Origin of the sequence: Streptomyces sp. NBC_01433 (assembly GCF_026340105.1) — a bacterium.
Classification (GTDB): Bacteria; Actinomycetota; Actinomycetes; order Streptomycetales; family Streptomycetaceae; genus Streptomyces.
Genome location: NZ_JAPEPM010000002.1, coordinates 968,053 through 986,100, shown reverse-complemented (window position 1 = coordinate 986,100; position 18,048 = coordinate 968,053). Strand labels below are relative to the sequence as shown.

Here is an 18,048-nt window from a genome sequence, read left to right as displayed (position 1 = left end):
TCTGCCGCCTTCTCCGAATCAGGGGTTGTGGCCGTTCCGGCGTGCTCTTCGTACGTGGACGTCATGCCAGCACCGTCGCTCGGTAGGTCTCGTCGGCGACGAGTTCGGCGTGGTGGCCCGTGGTGGTCACGGTGCCCTCTTCGAGGACGATCACCTGGTCGGTCACGGCGAGGAGAGCCGGACTGGTCGTGACCAGAACGGTGGTACGCCCCCGGCGGACATCGCGCAGCCGCGCGGCGATCCGGGACTCGGTGACGGTGTCCACGGCGGTCGTCGGGTCGTGCAGGACCAGCACGGACCGGTCGGCGGCGAGTGCTCGGGCGAGCGCGACGCGCTGACGCTGTCCGCCGGACAGGGACCGGCCGCGTTCGGCGAGCAGTGTGTCCGCCCCGTCGGGAAGCAGCCGGGCCACCTCGTCGGCGGTGGAGGCGGCGAGGGCGTCGTCCACGGCGGTGGAGGCGGCGACGGTGCCGTCCGTGGTGGAGGCGGTGCCGTCCGTGGCGGGGGAACTGGTGTCCACCGCCGTCGAACCGGCCCCGGCCTTCACATTGTCCAGCAGGCTGCTCTCGAACAGGTCGGCGTCGTGGTGGGCCACCAGGACGGAGCGGCGAAGCCGGTCGGGGTCGAGCTCGGTCAGCGGTACGCCGTCGATCTCGATCACGCCCTCGGCCGGGTCGGCCTCCCTGGCGAGGCAGCGCAGAAGGTCGTTGGCGGCGGCCGGGTCCCTGGTGACGACACCCGTCAGGCTGCCGGCGCCGATGTCGAGGTCGACTCCCCGCAACGCGCCCAGGGACACCCCGCGCAGCCGGATGTGGACGGCGGTCCGGCCGGACGGCTCCGCGTGTCCGCCCTCCACGGCCGCGGGCGAGGCCAGGACCTCGGCGATCCGGCGGGCGGAGGCGCGCCCCTGGGCGAACTCCGCGTTGACGTAGGTGAGCAGCTGGAACGGGCCGAGGAGGAACTGCGCGAGACCCACCGCCGCCACCAGTTCGCCGACGCTGATGGTGCCGCGCATCGCGAGGTACGCGCCGACGATGCCGATGACCGCGATGAATACGCCGGTCAGGGCGAGGACGGCGCCCTCGTGACCGGCCCGGCTGCGGGCCGCCCGCAGTGCCGCGGCGAGCGAGTCCTGGCTGGTCGTGCGGTAGCGGGACACGGCGGCCGACTCGGCGCCCATGCCCTTGAGGACCCGCAGTCCGGCGACCAGGTCGGCGGCGACTCCGGAGGCGTGTGCGGCCCGTTCCTGCTCGGTCTCGCTGCGGCGTTCGAGGGGCCGGCTGATGCGGTGCCCGAGCCAGAGCAGCGGGGGGATGCCGAGCAGGACGAGCAGCCCGAGCGGTACGGAGATCCGCAGCAGGGCCACCGCGCTGACCGTCAGGGCGGCGACCGCCGCTAGGCCGTACGCCAGGACGGTCGCCACCGAGCCCACCCGGCGGGCGTCGTTGGTGGCGATGCTGGTCAGCGCGCCCGGCAGCCGGTTCGTGTCGGCGCCGCCGCGCGGGTCGAGCACACGGGCGCCGAGCTCCAGCCGGAGCCGGTGCGCAGCGTGTTCGCCCGCGCCCTCGGCGATCCGGGCGCTGGTCCGGTAGCACGTGGACAGCACGAGGAAGAGGGCCGCGAGCACCAGCAGCCACCGCAGCAGAGCCTCGGAGGAGCCGGTCGCCACCGCCGTGTCGATGGCTGCCCCGATGACCACCGGCACCAGGGCCTCACAGCCCTGGTGCGTCATTCCGAGCAGCGATGCCGAGACCACGCGGCGGCGTTGGCCTCTGATCGCTTCGCGGAGGACATGGCCCCCGGTCGGTCCTCCAACTGGCATGCGGTCCTCCGCGAAGATGTCAGACAGTTAGGTAAGGCTACTCTAATTTCATGGTAGGAAGGCGCCTCCCGGTGGTAGGGAGTATCTCCGTCGCGGGCCCCGGTCGCCGTACCCCGTGTCCCTGCTGCCGGTCGCGGCTCCGTGTCCCTACTGGCCGTCAGGAACAGCGCGTTGACCCGCCACGTATGTTCGGTTAGCCTCACCTAAGTCTTGATCTGTGTCCCTGCATGACGTTGCTTGCGGTGGAACTGACTGCCGTCAGGGGGAGTTGTCGTTGCCGGTCGTAGCCCGCGCGGTGCCCGAGAACCAGGCCGCCGCTCCGGCCGCTCCCACCCGGCCCGGCCGGGGAGTGACGGCGCTGCGGGGCGTGGGTCTGATCGCGGCGCTCGGTGCCCTGGTCCTGGTCGGACTTCTCAGTGTGTGGGTGGGTACGCGGGGCATCCCGTTCACCTCCACCTGGAGCGTGCTGTGGAATCCCGACGGCTCCGAGACCTCGATCATCATCCATGACTACCGCATCCCCCGAACCCTTCTCGGCCTTCTGGTCGGAATAGCACTCGGCCTGTCCGGCGCGCTGATGCAGGCCCTGACCCGCAACCCGCTCGCCGACCCGGGACTGCTCGGCATCAGCCTGGGCGCCTCCGCCGGAGTGGTCGTGGCCATCGCCTTCCTCGGCATGGGCTCGGTTCTCGGCTATGTGTGGTTCGCCTTCATCGGCGCGGCCGTCGCGTCGGTGGTGGTGTATCTGCTGGGTGCCTCGGGCCGCAAGGTGGCCACGCCCGACCGGCTGGTCGTCGCCGGAGCGGCGTTGACCGCGGTGCTCTACGCCTTCAACTCGGCCGTGCTGCTGCTCAACCCGCGCGCGTTCGACCAGTTCCGTTTCTGGACGGTGGGTTCCCTCTCGGGCCGGTACTACGACGTCATCCAGGTCATCCTGCCGTTCGTCGCCGTCGGTCTCCTGATCGCCCTCGGCCTCGCCCCGTCGCTCAACGCCCTGGGTCTCGGCGACGAGGTGGGCCGCGCCCTGGGACTGAACGTCGGCCGGACCCGGGCACTGGGCGCGGTCGCGGTCATGCTGCTCTGCGGCGCCGCAACCGCCGCGGCGGGGCCGATCGGCTTCGTCGGGCTCGCCGTGCCGCATGTCGCCCGGTTCGTCGTCGGCCCCGACCAGCGGTGGGTGCTGGCGTACTCGATGCTGCTCGCTCCGATCCTGCTCATCGGAGCGGATGTCCTCGGGCGGGTACTGGGCTCGCCGGGCGAGGTCCAGGTCGGCATCATCACCGCGTTTCTCGGTGCACCGCTGTTCATCGCGCTGTGCCGCCGTCGAAAGCTGGTCATGCTGTGAGCGCTGTACGGGAGAAGGTCTCCGCCGCCGGGAAGTCCCCGGACCGGGCCGGGAGATTCACCGAACGGCCGCGGGTCGTCAGCGGGATGGTCCTGCGCTCCCGACCCGGGGGCATGTCCGTACGGCTCCAGGGGCGCACCCTGGCCGTGACCGGTGTGGTGCTCGTCGCGCTCATCGTGGTCATGCTCGTCACGCTCACCACCGGCGACTTCGAACTGTCCGTCGGCGAAGTCCTCCGGGCCGTGGTGGGCAATGGATCGGGCGGCGCCGACTTCATCGTCAACACCCTGCGTATGCCCCGCCTGCTGACCGCGCTGTGCGTGGGCGCGGCCCTCGCGGTCAGCGGGGCCATCCTGCAGAGCCTGACCGGCAACTCCCTCGGCAGCCCCGACATCATCGGCTTCACCAACGGCTCGGCGGTCGGAGCGCTCGTCGTCATCATCATGCTGCACGGCAGCATGACGCAGATCGCGGTGGGCGCGCTGATCGGCGGCCTCGCCACCGCCGCCGCCATCTATCTCCTCATGCTGGGCAGGGGGTTGCAGGGCTTCCGGCTGGTTGTCGTGGGCATCGGCGTGAGCGCCCTGCTGCTCTCCGTCAACTCGTACCTGATCACCCGGGCCACCTGGCAGGAGGCACTGGAGGCGCAGGCGTGGCTGATCGGAAGCCTGAGCAACCGGGGCTGGCCGCACGCGAACGCCATCCTGGCCGCCGTCGCCGTACTGCTCCCGCTCGCCTTCTTCTTCTCCCGCCGGCTGTCCATGGTGGAGATGGGCGATGTCACCGCGATGGCGCTCGGGGTCAACGTGGCGCGCACGCGCGCGGTGCTGCTCCTCATCAGCGTCGCTCTCGCCGCGTTCGCCACGGCTGTGACCGGCCCCATCTGGTTCGTGGCGCTGGCGGCGCCCCAGGTGGCCCGCCGGCTCACCCGGTCCTCCGGTCCGGGGCTGATGTCCGCCGCGCTCATGGGCGCGCTGCTGCTGGCCGCGAGCGACCTGGTGGCCCAGCGTGTCTTCGCCCCCGCGCTCCTTCCGGTGGGCACGGCGACCGGGACCCTGGGCGGGCTGTACCTCATCTGGCTGCTGATCAACGAGTCGCGAAAGAGCCGCGCATGACCGAGAAGTCCGCATCACACGCAACGACAGCATCGGCCGTGAGGGCCGCATCGGGCACGACGGCCGCATCGGCCACGAAGACCGACAAGTCCGGGACGAAACGTGACAGTCCCCGCCTGCGCGCCGAGGACCTGACACTGTCCTACGACCAGCGGACCGTGGCCACCCACCTCGGTGTGGACATTCCCGACAACTCCTTCACCGTGATCATCGGGCCGAACGCCTGCGGGAAGTCCACCCTCCTCAAGGCTCTCGCCCGGATGCTCAAACCCCGGGCCGGGCAGGTCCAGCTGGACGGAGCGCCGATCGGCTCCTACCGGTCGCGCGAGGTCGCCCGCCGACTGGGGCTGCTGCCGCAGTCCTCGACGGCGCCCGGTGGCATCACGGTCGGCGACCTCGTGGCCCGGGGCCGCTACCCGCACCAGGGGATGCTGAAGCAGTGGTCCGCGGAGGACGAGGCGGCCGTTGTCGGGGCGATGGAGCAGACCGGCGTGCTGGACCTGGCCGACCGCTCCGTCGACGATCTCTCCGGTGGGCAACGCCAGCGCGTCTGGCTCTCCATGGTGCTGGCACAGCAGACCTCCATCCTGCTCCTGGACGAGCCCACCACGTTCCTCGACATCGCCCACCAGGTCGAGGTGCTCGACCTCTGCGCCGACCTGCACGCCCGCAAGGGGCACACCGTCGTCGCGGTCCTCCACGACCTCAACCAGGCGTGCCGCTACGCCACCCACCTCATCGTGATGCGCCCCGGCGGCACGGTCGCGGCCGAGGGCGACCCGGCCACCGTCATGACCGCCGAGCTGGTCGAGGACGTCTTCGGGCTCCCGTGCCGGATCATCGACGATCCCGAGACCGGCTCCCCACTGATGGTGCCCGCGGCGCCGCGACGGTACGTGCCCCAGGACAGCGAGGCCGAGGACAGCGCGCCCCAGGACAGTGCGCCCGAGGACCGTGCCCGCGGCGCCTCCCTCACCGACATCGTGATGGCCGAGACCAGGTAGGACGGAGGACCGCGCACGATGCTCTGCACACGGCTGACGAACGCCAACATCCTCACCATGGACCCCGACCGCCCCGTCGCCCACGACCTGGGCATGTGGCAGGGCCGGATCGTCGGCCTGGACGAGGAGGTGACCGCGCTTCCCGCACGCGAGGTCATCGACCTCCAGGGTGCCACCGTGCTCCCCGGGTTCATCGACAGTCATGTCCACCTCGCGTGGACCGGACTGAAGGCGGGCACCCCGAGCGTCGCCCCCTGCGAGCGGATCGAGGACGTGCTCGCGGCTGTGGCGGACGCCGTCTCCCGGAAGAGTCCCGGCTCCTGGGTGGACCTGGCGGGCTACGACCAACGGGCCCTGGGGCGGCATCTGACCGCCGCCGAGCTGGACCGGGTCAGCCACGGGCGCCGGGTGTTCCTGATGCACGACTCCGGGCACGCCTGCGTGGTCAACAGCGCGGTGCTCGACCTGCTGCCGGCCGACGTACCGCGCCAGGACGGCTTCCTGGTGGAAGGCGCGATGACGGCCGCCCGGCGGCTGCGTCCGGCGTACTCCCAGGCCGAACTCGCCGACGCGATCGAGCACGCGGGCCGCGCCTGCCTCGCCGAAGGGGTGACCGCCTGCGCCGAGGCGGGCATCGGCGGCGGACTGCTGGGCCACAGCCCGGTCGAGCTCGGCGCCTACCAACTGCTCCGGGACCAGGGTCGATTGCCTCTCCGGGTCCAGCTCATGGCGGCCGGTGACACCCTGCGGCCGCTCACCACGCACCGGGACGACGGCATCCCGCGCGCCCTGGACCTCGGTATGCGCACCGGCTTCGGCGACGACTGGCTCTCGCTGGGCGCGCTCAAGATCTACACCGACGGCGGCATGATGGCGCGTACGGCGGCGCTCACCTCCCCGTACGAGGGCACGACCCTGGCCGGGCAGCTCCAGGACGACCCCGACCGCCTCACGGACCTCATCGTGGACGGGCACCTCGCCGGGTGGCAGCTCGCCGTCCACGCCATCGGCGACCGCGCCGCGGACCTCGCGCTGGACGCCCTGGAGCGGGCGCAGAAGCTACGGCCGCGCCCGGACGCGCGGCACCGCATCGAGCACGCCGGGCTGATCCGCCCCGACCAGCTCCCACGCTTCGCGCGGCTCGGCGTCAGCGCGGTGGTCCAGCCGAACTTCCTGCGCTACTTCGGCGACGACTACGCGACGGTCATGGGCGAGCGGCGGGCCCCGTGGATGTACCGGGGCCGCGGGTTCCTCGACCACGGTGTCACGGTCGTCGGCAGCTCGGACCGGCCCGTCACGGACGGATCGCCGCTGCGCGCGGTCCAGTTCATGGTCGAGCGCGCCTCCGTCTCGGGCCTGCTGATCGGCCCGGACGAGAGGCTCACCGTAGACGAGGCCCTGCGCGCCTATACGGTCGCCGGTGCGTACGCCTGCCGCTGGGACGGCAGCGCCGGCAGTCTCACGCCGGGCAAGCGTGCCGACCTCGTGGTGCTCGGCGACGATCCGACGCGTGTCGATACCTCCCGGATCGGGGACATCGAGGTCGTGTCGACCTTCGTGGACGGCCGCGACACGAAGCGGGTGACGAGGTCGTGAGCGCGCGGGCGGACGGCCTCGAATCCTGGGCGTCCCTGTGGCAGCCGCGGACGTCCACGCCCCGGTGGGTCATCTGGAACGCGGACGGCGAGACCATGCCCTTCGACCTGGAGCTCAACGTTCCGGCCCCCGTGGAGGACGAGTTCCTGCCCGAGGTCCTGCACCGGATGCGCCGCGCCGGGGTGCCGGAGGGCGACGACTATCCGGGCCGCCCGTGCGCCTGATGACGCCCCCGGCGGTCATGGGTACGGATCCGCTGCCGGAGCCGTGGGTGCCGGGCACGGGCCCGCGGCTGTGGTCGCTGCGCGTGGGAGCGTACCGGGACCGGGCGCTCGCACGGCAAGCGGTGCTGGACGGTGCGGAGCTGGCGCGCTGCCGGGCCTTCCTGCGGGACACCGACCGCGACCGCTACCGGGCCGCGCATGTGGCGCTGCGCCTGCTGCTCGGCGCCTACCTCGACCGGGATCCGGCGGACGTACCGCTGACGCGCGAGCCCTGCCCCGGCTGCGGTGAACCGCACGGCCGCCCGGCGGTGGCCGGAGGCGCGCCGCACTTCTCCCTCTCCCACTCGCGTGACGCCGTCCTCCTGGCCTTCGCGGACACTCCGGTCGGCGTCGACGTCGAGGCGACGCCCGATGCCGTGACGGCGGCGGAAATGGGGGCGCTGTTCCACCCGGCCGAGCGCGCGGAGCTGGCGGCACTGCCGGACGCGGCCCGGCAGGCCGCGGTGGTTCGCTGCTGGGCCCGCAAGGAGGCCTATCTCAAGGGCGTCGGCATCGGGTTGGGGGAGGACATCTCCGTCACACACGTGGGGGCGGGGTCCGCACCGGCGGCCGTCCCCGGCTGGACGCTCACCGATGTGCCCGCCCCTCCGGGCTACGCCGCCGCCTGCGCGATCCGTACGCGGGACACGCGTACGAACTGCGGCTGAACGCGGCGGGGTTCGCCGGGCCGAGCGGCGCGGGCGGCAACCGGGCGGGCCTCATCCGGACTTGGTCAATTGAGTTAGGTGAGGCTAACCTTAATTCTGCTGTCGCGTCGGAGCCCCGAGGTGCTCCAACTGCCCTTCGCGCACGGTGGAACCGAGGAAGGAACGCCTTGACCACGGCTACGCCCCGCCCCGTCATGCCGCTGCCGCGCTCGCCGCGCCCGCCCGGCCCACTCCCGCTCCTGCTGCGCACCGCAGAGCCCGGGGACGCCGCCGCGCTCGTCACACTCTCCGAGCCGTTCGTCCGCTCGGGCGCGCTGCGTGAGCGCCCTTCGGAGGTGTACGTAGCCCGCGCCGCCGACTTTTTCGTCGCCGAGGCGTCCGACGGAACCCTTGAGGGCTGCCTGGCGTTGGGCGTGCACGCCGACGCGGTGCGGGAGGGCGGCGCCTCCGGCGTCCTCTACAACTTCTGTGTCGCCCGGCACCGGCAGGGAAGCGGCCTGGGCGCACAGCTGTTGGGAGCCGCGCTGACCGGGGCGCGCGCCCGACCGCTCGCGGCGCTGTTCACGGCGACGACCGGCAGCGGCCGCCTCTTCCTCAGGTACGGCTTCGCCCCGGCCCCCGCGAGTGCGGCGCCCGCGTCCTGGGCGCGAACCCTTGACTCCGGGCGAGGCGCACAGATACTCGCCCGCGCGCTCTGAAGGTCGGTCTAAGCGGATGCGCCGGAGCGGTCGGGCGCCCGGTCCGGGACGACCGTGGTGCCGGGGCTCCTCTCCAGGAGGATGCCCTCCAGCACCGCGTGCGGCACCCGGCCGTCGAGGACCTGCGCACGGCCGACCCCGGACCGGACGGCCCGCAGGCAGCCCTCCATCTTCGGGAGCATCCCGCTCGCGAGCCCCGGGAGCAGTTCACCCAACTCCGCGGCCGTCAGGCGCTCGATGACCTCGGTGCTCTGCGGCCAGTCCGCGTACAGCCCCTCGACGTCGGTGAGCATCACGAGCCGGTCGGCGTCGAGGGCGACGGCCAGCGCCGACGCCGCGAGATCGGCGTTGACGTTGTAGATCTGTCCGTCCGTGCCGCGTGCGACGGGGGAGACGACCGGGATACGGCCCTGGTCGAGCAACGCCCGTACGGTCTCCGGGTTCACGGTCACGATGTCGCCGACGAGACCGATGTCCACCGGGCGTCCGTCCACCCGCGCGGTGCGGCGCACGGCGGTCATGGTGTGCGCGTCCTCGCCCGACATGCCCACGCCGAAGGGCCCATGGGCGTTGATCGCGCCGACGATATCGCGCTGGACCCGCCCCGTGAGCACCATCCGGACCACATCCATGGTCTCCGGGGTGGTCACCCTCAGGCCGGCCTCGAAACGGACCTCCAGCCCGAGCCGGTCGAGCATCGAGCTGATCTGCGGTCCGCCCCCGTGCACCACGACCGGGAGCAGGCCGGCGCGACGCAGCTCCACCACATCCCGTGCGAAGGTCTGCTGGAGGGTGTCGTCCACCATGGCGTTGCCGCCGAACTTGATGACCACCGTCCGGCCCCGTAGCGCCTCCGCGGCCGGATGCCCGGCCGGAAGGTCCGCTGCCGTGACGCGCTGTCCGACGGTGCTGCTCATCCCTGCCGCCACCCCGCTCATGTTCGTCCGTCTCTTTTCCGTTGTGCGGGGAAACCGTCAGCTGTTTCGCGGGTCCGTGCCGGGCCGCAGGTCACGCAGCAGGCCGTCCGTCGTACAGACGACGCCGCTGCGTGCGGCCCAGCGAAGGGCCGTGGAGTGCTCCTCGGCGGAGAAATCGGCCACGGCGTCGGCGACGACGAAGGGCTGGATGTCGTTCATGAAGGCGTCCACCGCGGTCAGGAGGACACCGAGCTGCGCGTACACGCCGCAGACGATCAGCTGGTCGCGGCCCTGCGACCGCAGCAGCCGGCCGAGGTGGCTGCGGAGAAAGGCGTTGGGGCGGACGTGGGGCAGTACGAACTCGCCGGGGCGGGGTGTGAGGGACTCGATGATCGCGGAGTCCTCGGGCTCGTCGCCGATGCCCGGCCCCCACACATCGGCCACGAGCCCGCGCCGGCCGGGGGACTGGGCGGCCGGCTCGGTACCGAAGACGACCGGAATACCGAGTCGGCCGGCGATTTCCCGTAGCGCGGAGATGTTCTCGACGAGCTCCACGACCGGCGACCGCCGCGCCGGGAAGGCCCGTACGAAGTGTTCTGCATGTCATGGACCAGCAGCGCGGCGCGTCCGCTGTCGACGGCCCAGGGGGCGTACGAGCGGGGGAGGGCCGAGCGGTTGGGCATGGAGTAGGACTCGATGACCGGCAAGCCCATGGCTGGCCCCTCCCGGATGACCGGGCCCGCGAACCGAGCCCCCAAACGACGATTAACTTAGCCTAACCTAATTAATTGTGATCTACGCTTCCGCCAAGTACGCCCGCGGATGGCCGTGCCCGCAACCATCGCCGCGCCCGGGCGAGTTGAGGTATCCGGCGACGGTGCCGGGCCGCACGGGAGCGGCTGTCGCCCGCGAACTGATGATGGGTTCCCTGCCCGGCGGGGCTGTCGTGCGTGGGCACAGTGATCACCGGTCGCCGAAGGGAACAGAAGATGCTCGGTGGATCCGGTGACATCCGGCGCTGCCCGTGACTGATTCCTGTTGACCGGTTGATCACACACCAGCGGGAGAGAACCGATGCCCGAAGAGATGCACGGCGGTGGCCGTTCGGGGAGGTCTATCACCTCTCTCTTCCGGTTGACGAAGGAGTTCTTGTGCTGGCACCTCTCACCGAGTTGGTGGCACCGCCGGCTGCCATCCGGCATGGATTCGTCACCTGGTTCATCAGGCTCATCACGCCCGAATCGGCTCTGACCCTGCCGCGTCCTGTCCTCGCGCCTCCGGTGGGCGAACCCGTGCGCATCGACCTTTCGGGCCAGGTGGCACGGCTGTGACACCGGCGCACCCCGCTCGACGAGCTGACCGCAGATGGGGGAGTGGTCGGCTCGTCGAAGGGGTGGTCCCCGGCGTCATGAACGGGCCGTGAGCGACCTGCTGCGCGAGGAGAGGTATGGACTCACGCCGATGGAGAAGGGCTCCCGGTGACCGGGAGCCCTTCTCGCGTCCGAGTACGGATATCGCGGCACGGCCAGGCGGCCGCCGAACCCGCACGCCCACTCCCGACGCCCGAGGACGGAATCATGAACGGCTTGATCCAGGAGCTTGTCGCCATGGGCCTACCGCTGTGGCTCGTATACCCGCTCCTCCCGACCGTGGCGCTGGTGCTGGTCATCCGCGGCGCGGCTTCCGGCATCGCCGAGGTCGTCAGGGCGACGCACCCGGGCGAGTCCCCCGACGCGGTCACCATGCAGGCCAACCGCATCGGGCACCGGCAGTGGAAGGCGAGTCGGGCGCGACGGGAACCGCCGGGCCCGACTCGCGCGCCGCGTCCGCGTCCGAGCGGGTGTCCGGAATTGCTTCACGGGCCGCCGCACCGGTCGATACGCCGACAGCCTGATCGTCCTGCCCGGGCTCGTTCTGCCGCCGGACACGGGCGCCGGTGGGGCGGCAGCCGTGTACCGGCGGGGGATGGGCGCGTAAATGTGCGGAACCCGTTGGATTTCAGGGCCCGTTCGTCGCGCCGGCACCGTGGGGCGGATGGATGTACCCCCCGACCCGCCCCTGTGGCAGGTCAGTTCAGCGGTACGCGGGGCGGCGTGCCGTAGAAGGTGATCGGCGGCCAGCCCTTCGCCTCGGCGAGTGCGGACAGCGCCTCGGCGATCTCCAGCGGCGTGATCTCCTGCGCCGACGGAACACCGTTGGGTCGGTCCACTCGTACGCTGAACGTCATCTCCATCATCAGGTCGGAGTCGGCGGCATTCGCCTGGGCCGCGAACTCCGTCCCCGGATCGAACTCCACCGTGGTCGACCGCGATTCCTCCGCACCGGCGGCCGTGGCCGTCCCGGCGGACGCGAACGCGGCGCCCGCCGCCGCCGATCCCGAATACCCCAGCAGTGACCGCCTGGACATGCTCGACATGGTCCCCTCCTCCTGTCGCCGCTCCCGTCCCACCCGCGGGAGCCGAGGTCGATCATATGGACGATATTTCTGTGACGGGGTGACTTCTCGTCATTTCTTCCCCGCGTCACCTTCCGGGCCGTGGGGGGATCGGTCACCCTCGGCTGCCATCCACTGTGGGGCGTCGTCATCAGCTCTCCGCGTGGCCCCGTTCGAGGATGGTCTCGACGGCGTCAAGGGGTACGTCCGGGGCTCACAGACCCATTCCCGCGCGGCCTAGCTTGATCTTTAACCTCGGAGTCCGAGCGAGTCCTCGTACTCGATCACTCGGACCGGTAACTGCCCTACGTGCGGGCGGCCTTCGGCTGAGCATGTGATCCGACCAAGGAACACACAACGCTCAGCACGAAGGCCGTGGGAATGAGTCTGTCGCATCATGTTGTCCGGCAGGATCGCCGGTGGTGCGGTTGCGGCGGATCAGGAGATGGCGGTGGCCGGGGGTCGGATCGGGCAGGTCGATGTGGGCCCAGTCGTAGAAGCGATGCCCCTTCGCGCCGGCCCCGGCGGACAGCTGTTGCCAGGCCTGCTCGGGGAGCTTCTTGGCCAGGGTGTCCGCGCGGAGTTTGTCTGCCTGAGTGGTGAATTCGCGATTACAGGCCACCGCGAGGACGTAGCCGGTACCGCGTTCCTCCAAGGCGGCACGCAGTTTCGGGTTGCCGCCGTAGACCGTCGCCAGGCCAGCCAGCCAGCCAGCCAGCCAGCCAGCGGGCGTGGTGGCCGGTGTCGAGGAACCGGGCGACCATGCGGGTGGCCAGTTCGGGCCTGGCCGCGAACGCGGTGTCCGGGTCAAGTCCGGCCGCCTGGCAGCGGTCGGGCTGGTCGGTCCACGAGCGCGGGATGTACAGCTCCCGGTCCACCGCAGCATGACCCCGCTGACCTGCGTAAACCAGGTAGACGGCGACTTGGGAGTTCTCGATCCTGCCTGCGGTGCCGGTGTACTGGCGTTGGACACCGATGGGGCCGGTGCCCTTCTTCACGTCGCCGGTCTCGTCGACCACGAGGACGGCCTCGTCTTTGTGGAGGTGCTCGACCACGTAGTCGCGAAGGTCGTCGCGGACGATATCGGCGTCCCATTTGGCGCGGTTCAGCAGGTACCGCATGCCATCTGGGGTCGCGTCCCCAGCCCACTCGGCGATGGTCCAGCAGTTCTTGCGGGGCAGGTCCGAGAGTAGGCCGAGCACCAACCGTCGTATCCGGCGGCGGGGTTCGACCCGGGCGAATCAGCCCGCGATCCGGTTCATCAGGCCCTCGAATGCGTCCTGTCAGCGGGCAGGGTCTACGCTGTGACCTGCGGCCACCGCGCGATCGTTTGTCTTCATACACTGATGACCAACGGCGTCCGCATCCATGTCCGCACGGCCCCGCCAGCGTGATCAGGATCCACCGCTGCAGTATCAGTCCAGATAGATTCCGGCGAGGCTTGGCAGGCGGCGGCGCATCTCATTGTCGTCGGCGACGTCCCACCGAGCTCCGGCTGGCTCGGTCATGGCGCTGAGCGGGCCGGCTTCTGGGGAAGCCTCTAGCGCCTCGTTGAGCCCGTCCGATTCATCGGTGAGACGTTGGTAGGCCCGGTGGGCCACCTGGCTGAAGTCCTCGTTCCCGATGAGCACGTCCCCGCCGTCCCGCACCGCCGGATGGTCAGCGAGAGAGTCCGGATCCGCGAGCGCGCGCTCGTACCAGTGTCGGCCGAGCGAGATGAGGCCGTCGCGGAAGTCCATAAACGCGTCGTCGGACCACCAGCCTTCGATGAGGAACGCCGCCGCCCACAGGTCGTACCGGTAGGCATGGTCGCGCAGCTGCCACTGGCGCAGGGAAAACTGGATGATCTCGGCAGGCGTGCGGTTCACAAGCTGCTCCTCGCACGCGTGCCCGAACGCGTCGCGCCGATCGTCGAAGTCCAGTTCCAGCGCGTCAACCTCGGCGCACGCCTCCCCTATCAGGGCCCAGAACTCCTCGACATCCATCACGGCCTGAGTATGCCAGGCGCTTCGAGACCCCGAGGCCTGCGGCGCAACGGGCGCCAGGCCAGCTCACCGCCGGACAACGACCATGCACCCATGGTGGCGCCACGGCACCACCCAAGGGCCGCGTTCAGGGGCGAGCTGATCCGCCGTCACACCGTTGATCGAGAATTCCCGCAGCGCCAGCGTGATCACGATTTACGGCTGGAGTACCAGGCGGCCAGGGAATGCGGGGATGTGGCTCTTGTCGAATTCGGCGGGCCTGTGGAGGGCGAGTCGCGACCACACCGGCTCCAGGCGCAGGCCGATGGCGGTGCGCCGGAATGACCGGTGGGCGTCCTGCGGGTCGTCCGCGGTGGGGCCGCGGGTCCGGAGCGGTCCGGCGCGATGTTCCAGGGTCAGCTCCGCATCTCGCCCACGGTGAACAGTTCGTTCTCAAGCCGGTCCACCGCATGCCGCACCGCACCCAGCGCCACCGACTCGTCGCCCAGCATGGACGACTCCAACCGTGGCGTGAACGGGCAGAGTTGGGGCAGTTGCTGCCCTACGGGGCCGAGCAGGACTTCGCCCGCCCGTCACGCTCACCTTCGTCCATGATTCGGCCGCGGGGCGAGCGCGCGCTCGCCCCGCGGGACAGGCGGGCGCGGCTCATGGAGCGCGACGCGCTCCGGCGTCCGGTCTCCCGAGGCAACTCCTGGCCGATCGGCCGAACCGGGGCACCGGGTGTCTCCGCGCCCACGATCTCCACCACGGAGCGGGTGACGCACCGCTGGTCAGACGCAGCAGCGTCGCGAGTCCGACGTCGGCCCCGCGCGTGATGTCGCGCAGGGACACGTCGAGGGGACTGACGCCGACCGCGTGCACGCGAAGGAGCACCTCGCCCGGCCCCGGCTCGGGAATCGGCACCTCGTCGTAACGCAGAACTTCAGGGCCTCCGCCCTCATGGAGCCGAACTGCCGCTACAGGCGGATACGGAACGGGAGGTCGTACGAAGTGGGAAATGTCCCGATCGGCAGGCAGTCCCGGTTTTCCCTGGACGAGTGAGGGAGCATTCTGCATGATCAACTGATGACCACCCCAGAGACCATCGTCGAACGCCAGCTCGCCGCCTACAACAGCCATGACCTCGAAGCCTTCGCGGCGACGTACGCCCCCGACGTCTGCGTCAACCGCCGCGGCGGCGACCGCCTGCTCGGGCGCGACGCCGTGCGGGAGGCGTACGCCGACATGTTCGCCAAGGGCCGCTGCCGGGCCGAGATCGTCGGCCGACTCACCGAGGGCGACTGGGTGGTGGACCACGAGATCGCCCACGGCATCACGGACGACCCCCTCCGTGTGCTGGTCGCCTACCGGGTCCGCGACGGCCTGATCGACCACGTCGACTTCCTCCGCTGACTGCCGAACCTTCCTGATCGGGCGCCGTCGAGCGCGTCGTCGGCACGTGGTCGGCATGAGCCCTGGAAAGCCTGGGGAGCGCTGCCCCGGCACGCGACTCGTTGTAAGGTAGGAAACGCCCTTGACCTGCGAAAACGCAGGCAGGGAGCATAACTCCGGGAGTTTCTCGATGATGCGTACGATGTTCAAGTCCAAGATTCACCGGGCCACCGTGACCCAGGCCGACCTGCACTATGTCGGATCCGTGACCATCGACGGCGAGCTGATGGAAGCCGCCGATCTGCTGCCCGGTGAACTGGTGCATATTGTCGACATCGACAACGGCGCACGCCTGGAGACGTACGTCATCGAGGGTGAGCGCGGTTCGGGTGTCATCGGCATCAATGGCGCGGCAGCCCACCTCGTGCACCCCGGCGACCTGGTCATCCTGATCAGCTACGCGCAGGTCGACGACGCCGAGGCCCGCGCCCTGACCCCGAGAGTGGTCCACGTCGACGCGGACAACCGGATCGTCGCGCTCGGCGACGACACCTCCGCGCCCGTTCCTGGGACCCGTACGGAACGCAGCCCGCACGCGGTGCCCGCGGCCGGCTGACCCGCCCCGTCCACGCCCGCACACAGCAGGGAGCCCCGCCATGGCAGAGAACTCCGCGGTAGAGATCCGGGACGACCGGGCCCACGGCGATCTCGTGGCCTACGAGGACGGCAAGGCGGCCGGAGTCATCGCGTACTTCGTGATGGACCCGGCGCCCGGTGCCCTCGTCGCCGTGCACACCGTCGTCGAGCCGGGTCACGAGGGCAAGGGCATCGCGGGCGCCCTCGTCCAGGAGTTCTACGTCATGGCGACCCGTGAGGGAGTCCCCGTCGTTCCGCTCTGCCCGTACGCGGCGAAATGGGCGCAGCGCCACCCCGAGCAGGCGCCCGTGGCCCCCGCCGAGCTGGTCCAGGAGGCGGAGCGGCAGCTCAAGTCCCACCCCGAGCTGTTCTGACCTGGGAGGACACCCCACGTGGGCGGCCGGGCAGGCGCGGGTGGAGGTATCCGTGGCGCGCATGTGTGGACTCGACGGGCGCGGGCAGCCGCACCGGGAGACGGTGGAGATGAGCTCCACCCGTACGTTGTCCGACGCTTTGGAGGTCCGAGATGACCCACCCGTACCCCGATCCCGTACCGCCGTCGCCCGCACCCGTGCCCGGTCCGCCCGCGCCCCTGCCCGGCCCGCCGCCCGTACCGCCGGGCCCCGGCCCCATGCCTCCGGGGCCGTCGCCGGACCCGATTCCGCAGCCGCCGAGGCCCGACCCCGACCCCGTACCGGAGCCGGAGCCCTCGCCCCAGCCGGCCGGGTGAGACGTTGAGCCCCTGAGCGTCCCGCGGGCCGCCGCGCGGTCCGGGTCCGTCACGTGACAGGTCGCGCGACCAGTCATGAGGACCCTCACGAGGGCCGGGAAGCCGCACCTCCGGGCCCGATCAGCGCGTCGGCATGGGCGAGACCGCTCTCCGCCGCGATCGAGTCCAGCGTCTGTGCGTCCCGCACCGGGACGAACACCACGTTGGCGGAACCGTCGGCCGCCGCGGCCCGGAAGCCGTACACGGCGGGCCGCGGCAGGCTGTTGTACGCCCACGGGGTGGAGAAGTAGTAGGCCCCCGTGTCGTACAGCACGACGAAGTCGCCCTCGCCCAGCTCCGGCAGCTCCCGGCCGTGCGCCACCACGTCCCCCGCGAAGCAGCACGGCCCCGCGATGTCCTGAGCCAGCGCGGGCCCCTCCTTCGGGCGCCCGTCCGCGCCGAACGCCCCGACCCGCAACGGCCAGGCGTCGGGCATGAAGACGGTACGGGTGGCGGTCTGCGCACCCGCATGGGTGAGCGCGATACGGCGTCCGCCCGCGTCCTTCGTGTACTCCACCAGGGCGCCGATGAAGCCGTTCTTGGCGAGCAGGGACCGGCCGAACTCGGTGACGAGCGCATAGCGGCCGTCGAAGAGACCGGGCTCCGCGTCCATGAGGGCGGCCACGTAGTCGGCCCAGGTGGGGCGGACCGTGTCGTCGTCGAAGTTGACCGAGAGCCCGCCGCCGATGTCCAGACTGGTGATCCGCCGGGTCCCCAGCCGCTCGTTGATCTCCTCGGCCAGCCGGTACGTCTCGGCGATCCCGGCCGCGATGAGTTCCAACGGGCAGCCCTGGGAGCCGACATGAGCATGCAGCCGGGTCAGCCACGGCCGGTCCGCGAACGCCTGGACGACGGCCCCGCGGGCCCCCGCGTCGCGCAGCGCCACCCCGAACTTGGAGGTGGCCGTCGCCGTGCTCATCGCCCCGATGGAACCACCGCCCACCTGCGGATTGACCCGCAGTCCGAGGACGGACTCGGTGTCACGGGAGCGCAGTTCGTCGATCCGCCGCAGCTCCTGGAGGCTGTCGGCGTTGAAGGCCACGCCCAGCGCGAGCGCCAGCCGGATCTCCTCACGCGTCTTTACGGGGGAGTCCAGGACGATGGCCGAGGGTGCGAACCCGGCGTCCAGGGCGAGCCGCAGCTCACCGGGGCTGGCCACCTCGCACCCCATCCCGCAGTCGGCCAGCAGTCGCAGTACGGGAATCAGGGAGGCGGCCTTCGCCGCGAACGTGTGGAGCACACCGGGCGTCCCGGCGAACGCGCTGTGCAGCGCGGCGGCACTCTCGCGTACGCCATCGATGTCGATGAAGCCCGCGACGGTGCCGCGCTCGCCCAGCAGCCCCTGTTCGACGGCCGCGCGGACGGCGTCGTCGAACCTGGCGGCGGGCCGCGTACCGGTGTCCTGGAAGGAAGTCTGTGTCATAC

General features: G+C 71.0%; 17 protein-coding genes and 3 pseudogenes. 11 read left to right on the top strand and 9 right to left on the bottom strand.

The window, feature by feature from the left end:
* Positions 1-61: 61 nt before the first annotated feature.
* The gene (locus OG413_RS31970) at positions 62-1,822 is read right to left on the bottom strand and encodes an ABC transporter ATP-binding protein (protein WP_266811690.1); all 1,761 of its coding nucleotides are present in this window, start codon (positions 1,820-1,822) and stop codon (positions 62-64) included.
* Between the two features lie 274 nt (positions 1,823-2,096).
* Between OG413_RS31970 and OG413_RS31965 the strand changes: the two genes are divergently transcribed.
* From OG413_RS31965 to OG413_RS31935, 7 genes are all read left to right on the top strand, one after another.
* On the top strand, positions 2,097-3,167 hold the full coding sequence (locus OG413_RS31965) for an iron ABC transporter permease (protein ID WP_266811688.1): 1,071 nt from the start codon (positions 2,097-2,099) through the stop codon (positions 3,165-3,167).
* A complete protein-coding gene (locus tag OG413_RS31960) occupies positions 3,164-4,282 on the top strand; it encodes an iron chelate uptake ABC transporter family permease subunit (protein ID WP_266811687.1) in 1,119 nt (372 codons plus the stop codon). Before OG413_RS31965 ends, OG413_RS31960 begins: the two co-directional genes overlap by 4 nt.
* Positions 4,279-5,286, top strand: coding sequence for an ABC transporter ATP-binding protein (locus OG413_RS31955; protein ID WP_266811685.1), 1,008 nt, complete (start codon positions 4,279-4,281; stop codon positions 5,284-5,286). Before OG413_RS31960 ends, OG413_RS31955 begins: the two co-directional genes overlap by 4 nt.
* 18 nt (positions 5,287-5,304) lie before the next feature.
* A complete protein-coding gene (locus OG413_RS31950) occupies positions 5,305-6,882 on the top strand; it encodes an amidohydrolase (protein WP_266811683.1) in 1,578 nt (525 codons plus the stop codon).
* Entirely contained in the window at positions 6,879-7,106 is a 228-nt protein-coding gene (locus OG413_RS31945) for a hypothetical protein (protein ID WP_266811682.1), read from the top strand. Before OG413_RS31950 ends, OG413_RS31945 begins: the two co-directional genes overlap by 4 nt.
* Positions 7,106-7,813 carry a 4'-phosphopantetheinyl transferase superfamily protein gene (locus tag OG413_RS31940; protein ID WP_266811680.1) on the top strand — a complete coding sequence of 236 codons (708 nt, stop codon included), beginning with the start codon at positions 7,106-7,108 and terminating at the stop codon, positions 7,811-7,813. Before OG413_RS31945 ends, OG413_RS31940 begins: the two co-directional genes overlap by 1 nt.
* 167 nt (positions 7,814-7,980) lie before the next feature.
* Positions 7,981-8,511: a GNAT family N-acetyltransferase gene (locus OG413_RS31935; protein ID WP_266811678.1), complete on the top strand. Its 531-nt coding sequence runs from the start codon at positions 7,981-7,983 to the stop codon at positions 8,509-8,511.
* An 8-nt stretch (positions 8,512-8,519) separates the two neighbouring features.
* On the opposite strand, the gene argB is transcribed toward OG413_RS31935, so the two are convergent.
* Positions 8,520-9,428, bottom strand: a complete 909-nt coding sequence (gene argB, locus OG413_RS31930) for an acetylglutamate kinase (protein WP_266811676.1) — start codon at positions 9,426-9,428, stop codon at positions 8,520-8,522.
* A gap of 57 nt (positions 9,429-9,485) precedes the next feature.
* Positions 9,486-9,983, bottom strand: coding sequence for an isochorismatase family protein (locus OG413_RS31925; protein ID WP_266811675.1), 498 nt, complete (start codon positions 9,981-9,983; stop codon positions 9,486-9,488).
* Between the two features lie 596 nt (positions 9,984-10,579).
* Here OG413_RS31925 and OG413_RS31920 point away from each other — a divergent pair.
* Positions 10,580-10,759, top strand: coding sequence for a hypothetical protein (locus OG413_RS31920; RefSeq protein WP_266811673.1), 180 nt, complete (start codon positions 10,580-10,582; stop codon positions 10,757-10,759).
* A gap of 737 nt (positions 10,760-11,496) precedes the next feature.
* On the opposite strand, the gene OG413_RS31915 is transcribed toward OG413_RS31920, so the two are convergent.
* From OG413_RS31915 to OG413_RS31895, 5 genes and pseudogenes are all read right to left on the bottom strand, one after another.
* Complete coding sequence (locus tag OG413_RS31915) at positions 11,497-11,844, bottom strand: hypothetical protein (RefSeq protein ID WP_266811671.1); 348 nt, start codon at positions 11,842-11,844, stop codon at positions 11,497-11,499.
* 424 nt (positions 11,845-12,268) lie between these two features.
* Positions 12,269-13,076 (bottom strand): annotated as a pseudogene (locus tag OG413_RS31910) (IS701 family transposase); the annotation flags it as partial.
* Positions 13,077-13,277: 201 nt separating this feature from the next.
* Positions 13,278-13,847, bottom strand: a complete 570-nt coding sequence (locus OG413_RS31905) for a DUF4240 domain-containing protein (RefSeq protein ID WP_266813203.1) — start codon at positions 13,845-13,847, stop codon at positions 13,278-13,280.
* A 222-nt stretch (positions 13,848-14,069) separates the two neighbouring features.
* A pseudogene (locus OG413_RS31900) lies at positions 14,070-14,201 on the bottom strand (chlorite dismutase family protein); the annotation flags it as partial.
* 462 nt (positions 14,202-14,663) lie between these two features.
* Positions 14,664-14,846 (bottom strand): annotated as a pseudogene (locus tag OG413_RS31895) (hypothetical protein); the annotation flags it as partial.
* 66 nt (positions 14,847-14,912) lie between these two features.
* Here OG413_RS31895 and OG413_RS31890 point away from each other — a divergent pair.
* From OG413_RS31890 to OG413_RS31880, 3 genes are all read left to right on the top strand, one after another.
* The gene (locus tag OG413_RS31890) at positions 14,913-15,239 is read left to right on the top strand and encodes a nuclear transport factor 2 family protein (protein WP_266811669.1); all 327 of its coding nucleotides are present in this window, start codon (positions 14,913-14,915) and stop codon (positions 15,237-15,239) included.
* A 169-nt stretch (positions 15,240-15,408) separates the two neighbouring features.
* On the top strand, positions 15,409-15,834 hold the full coding sequence (panD, locus tag OG413_RS31885) for an aspartate 1-decarboxylase (RefSeq protein ID WP_266811668.1): 426 nt from the start codon (positions 15,409-15,411) through the stop codon (positions 15,832-15,834).
* A gap of 40 nt (positions 15,835-15,874) precedes the next feature.
* Entirely contained in the window at positions 15,875-16,228 is a 354-nt protein-coding gene (locus OG413_RS31880; RefSeq protein WP_266811666.1) for a GNAT family N-acetyltransferase, read from the top strand.
* Between the two features lie 441 nt (positions 16,229-16,669).
* Here OG413_RS31880 and OG413_RS31875 read toward each other — a convergent pair whose 3' ends face one another.
* A complete protein-coding gene (locus tag OG413_RS31875) occupies positions 16,670-18,046 on the bottom strand; it encodes a diaminopimelate decarboxylase (protein WP_266811664.1) in 1,377 nt (458 codons plus the stop codon).
* Between the last annotated feature and the right edge of the window lie 2 nt (positions 18,047-18,048).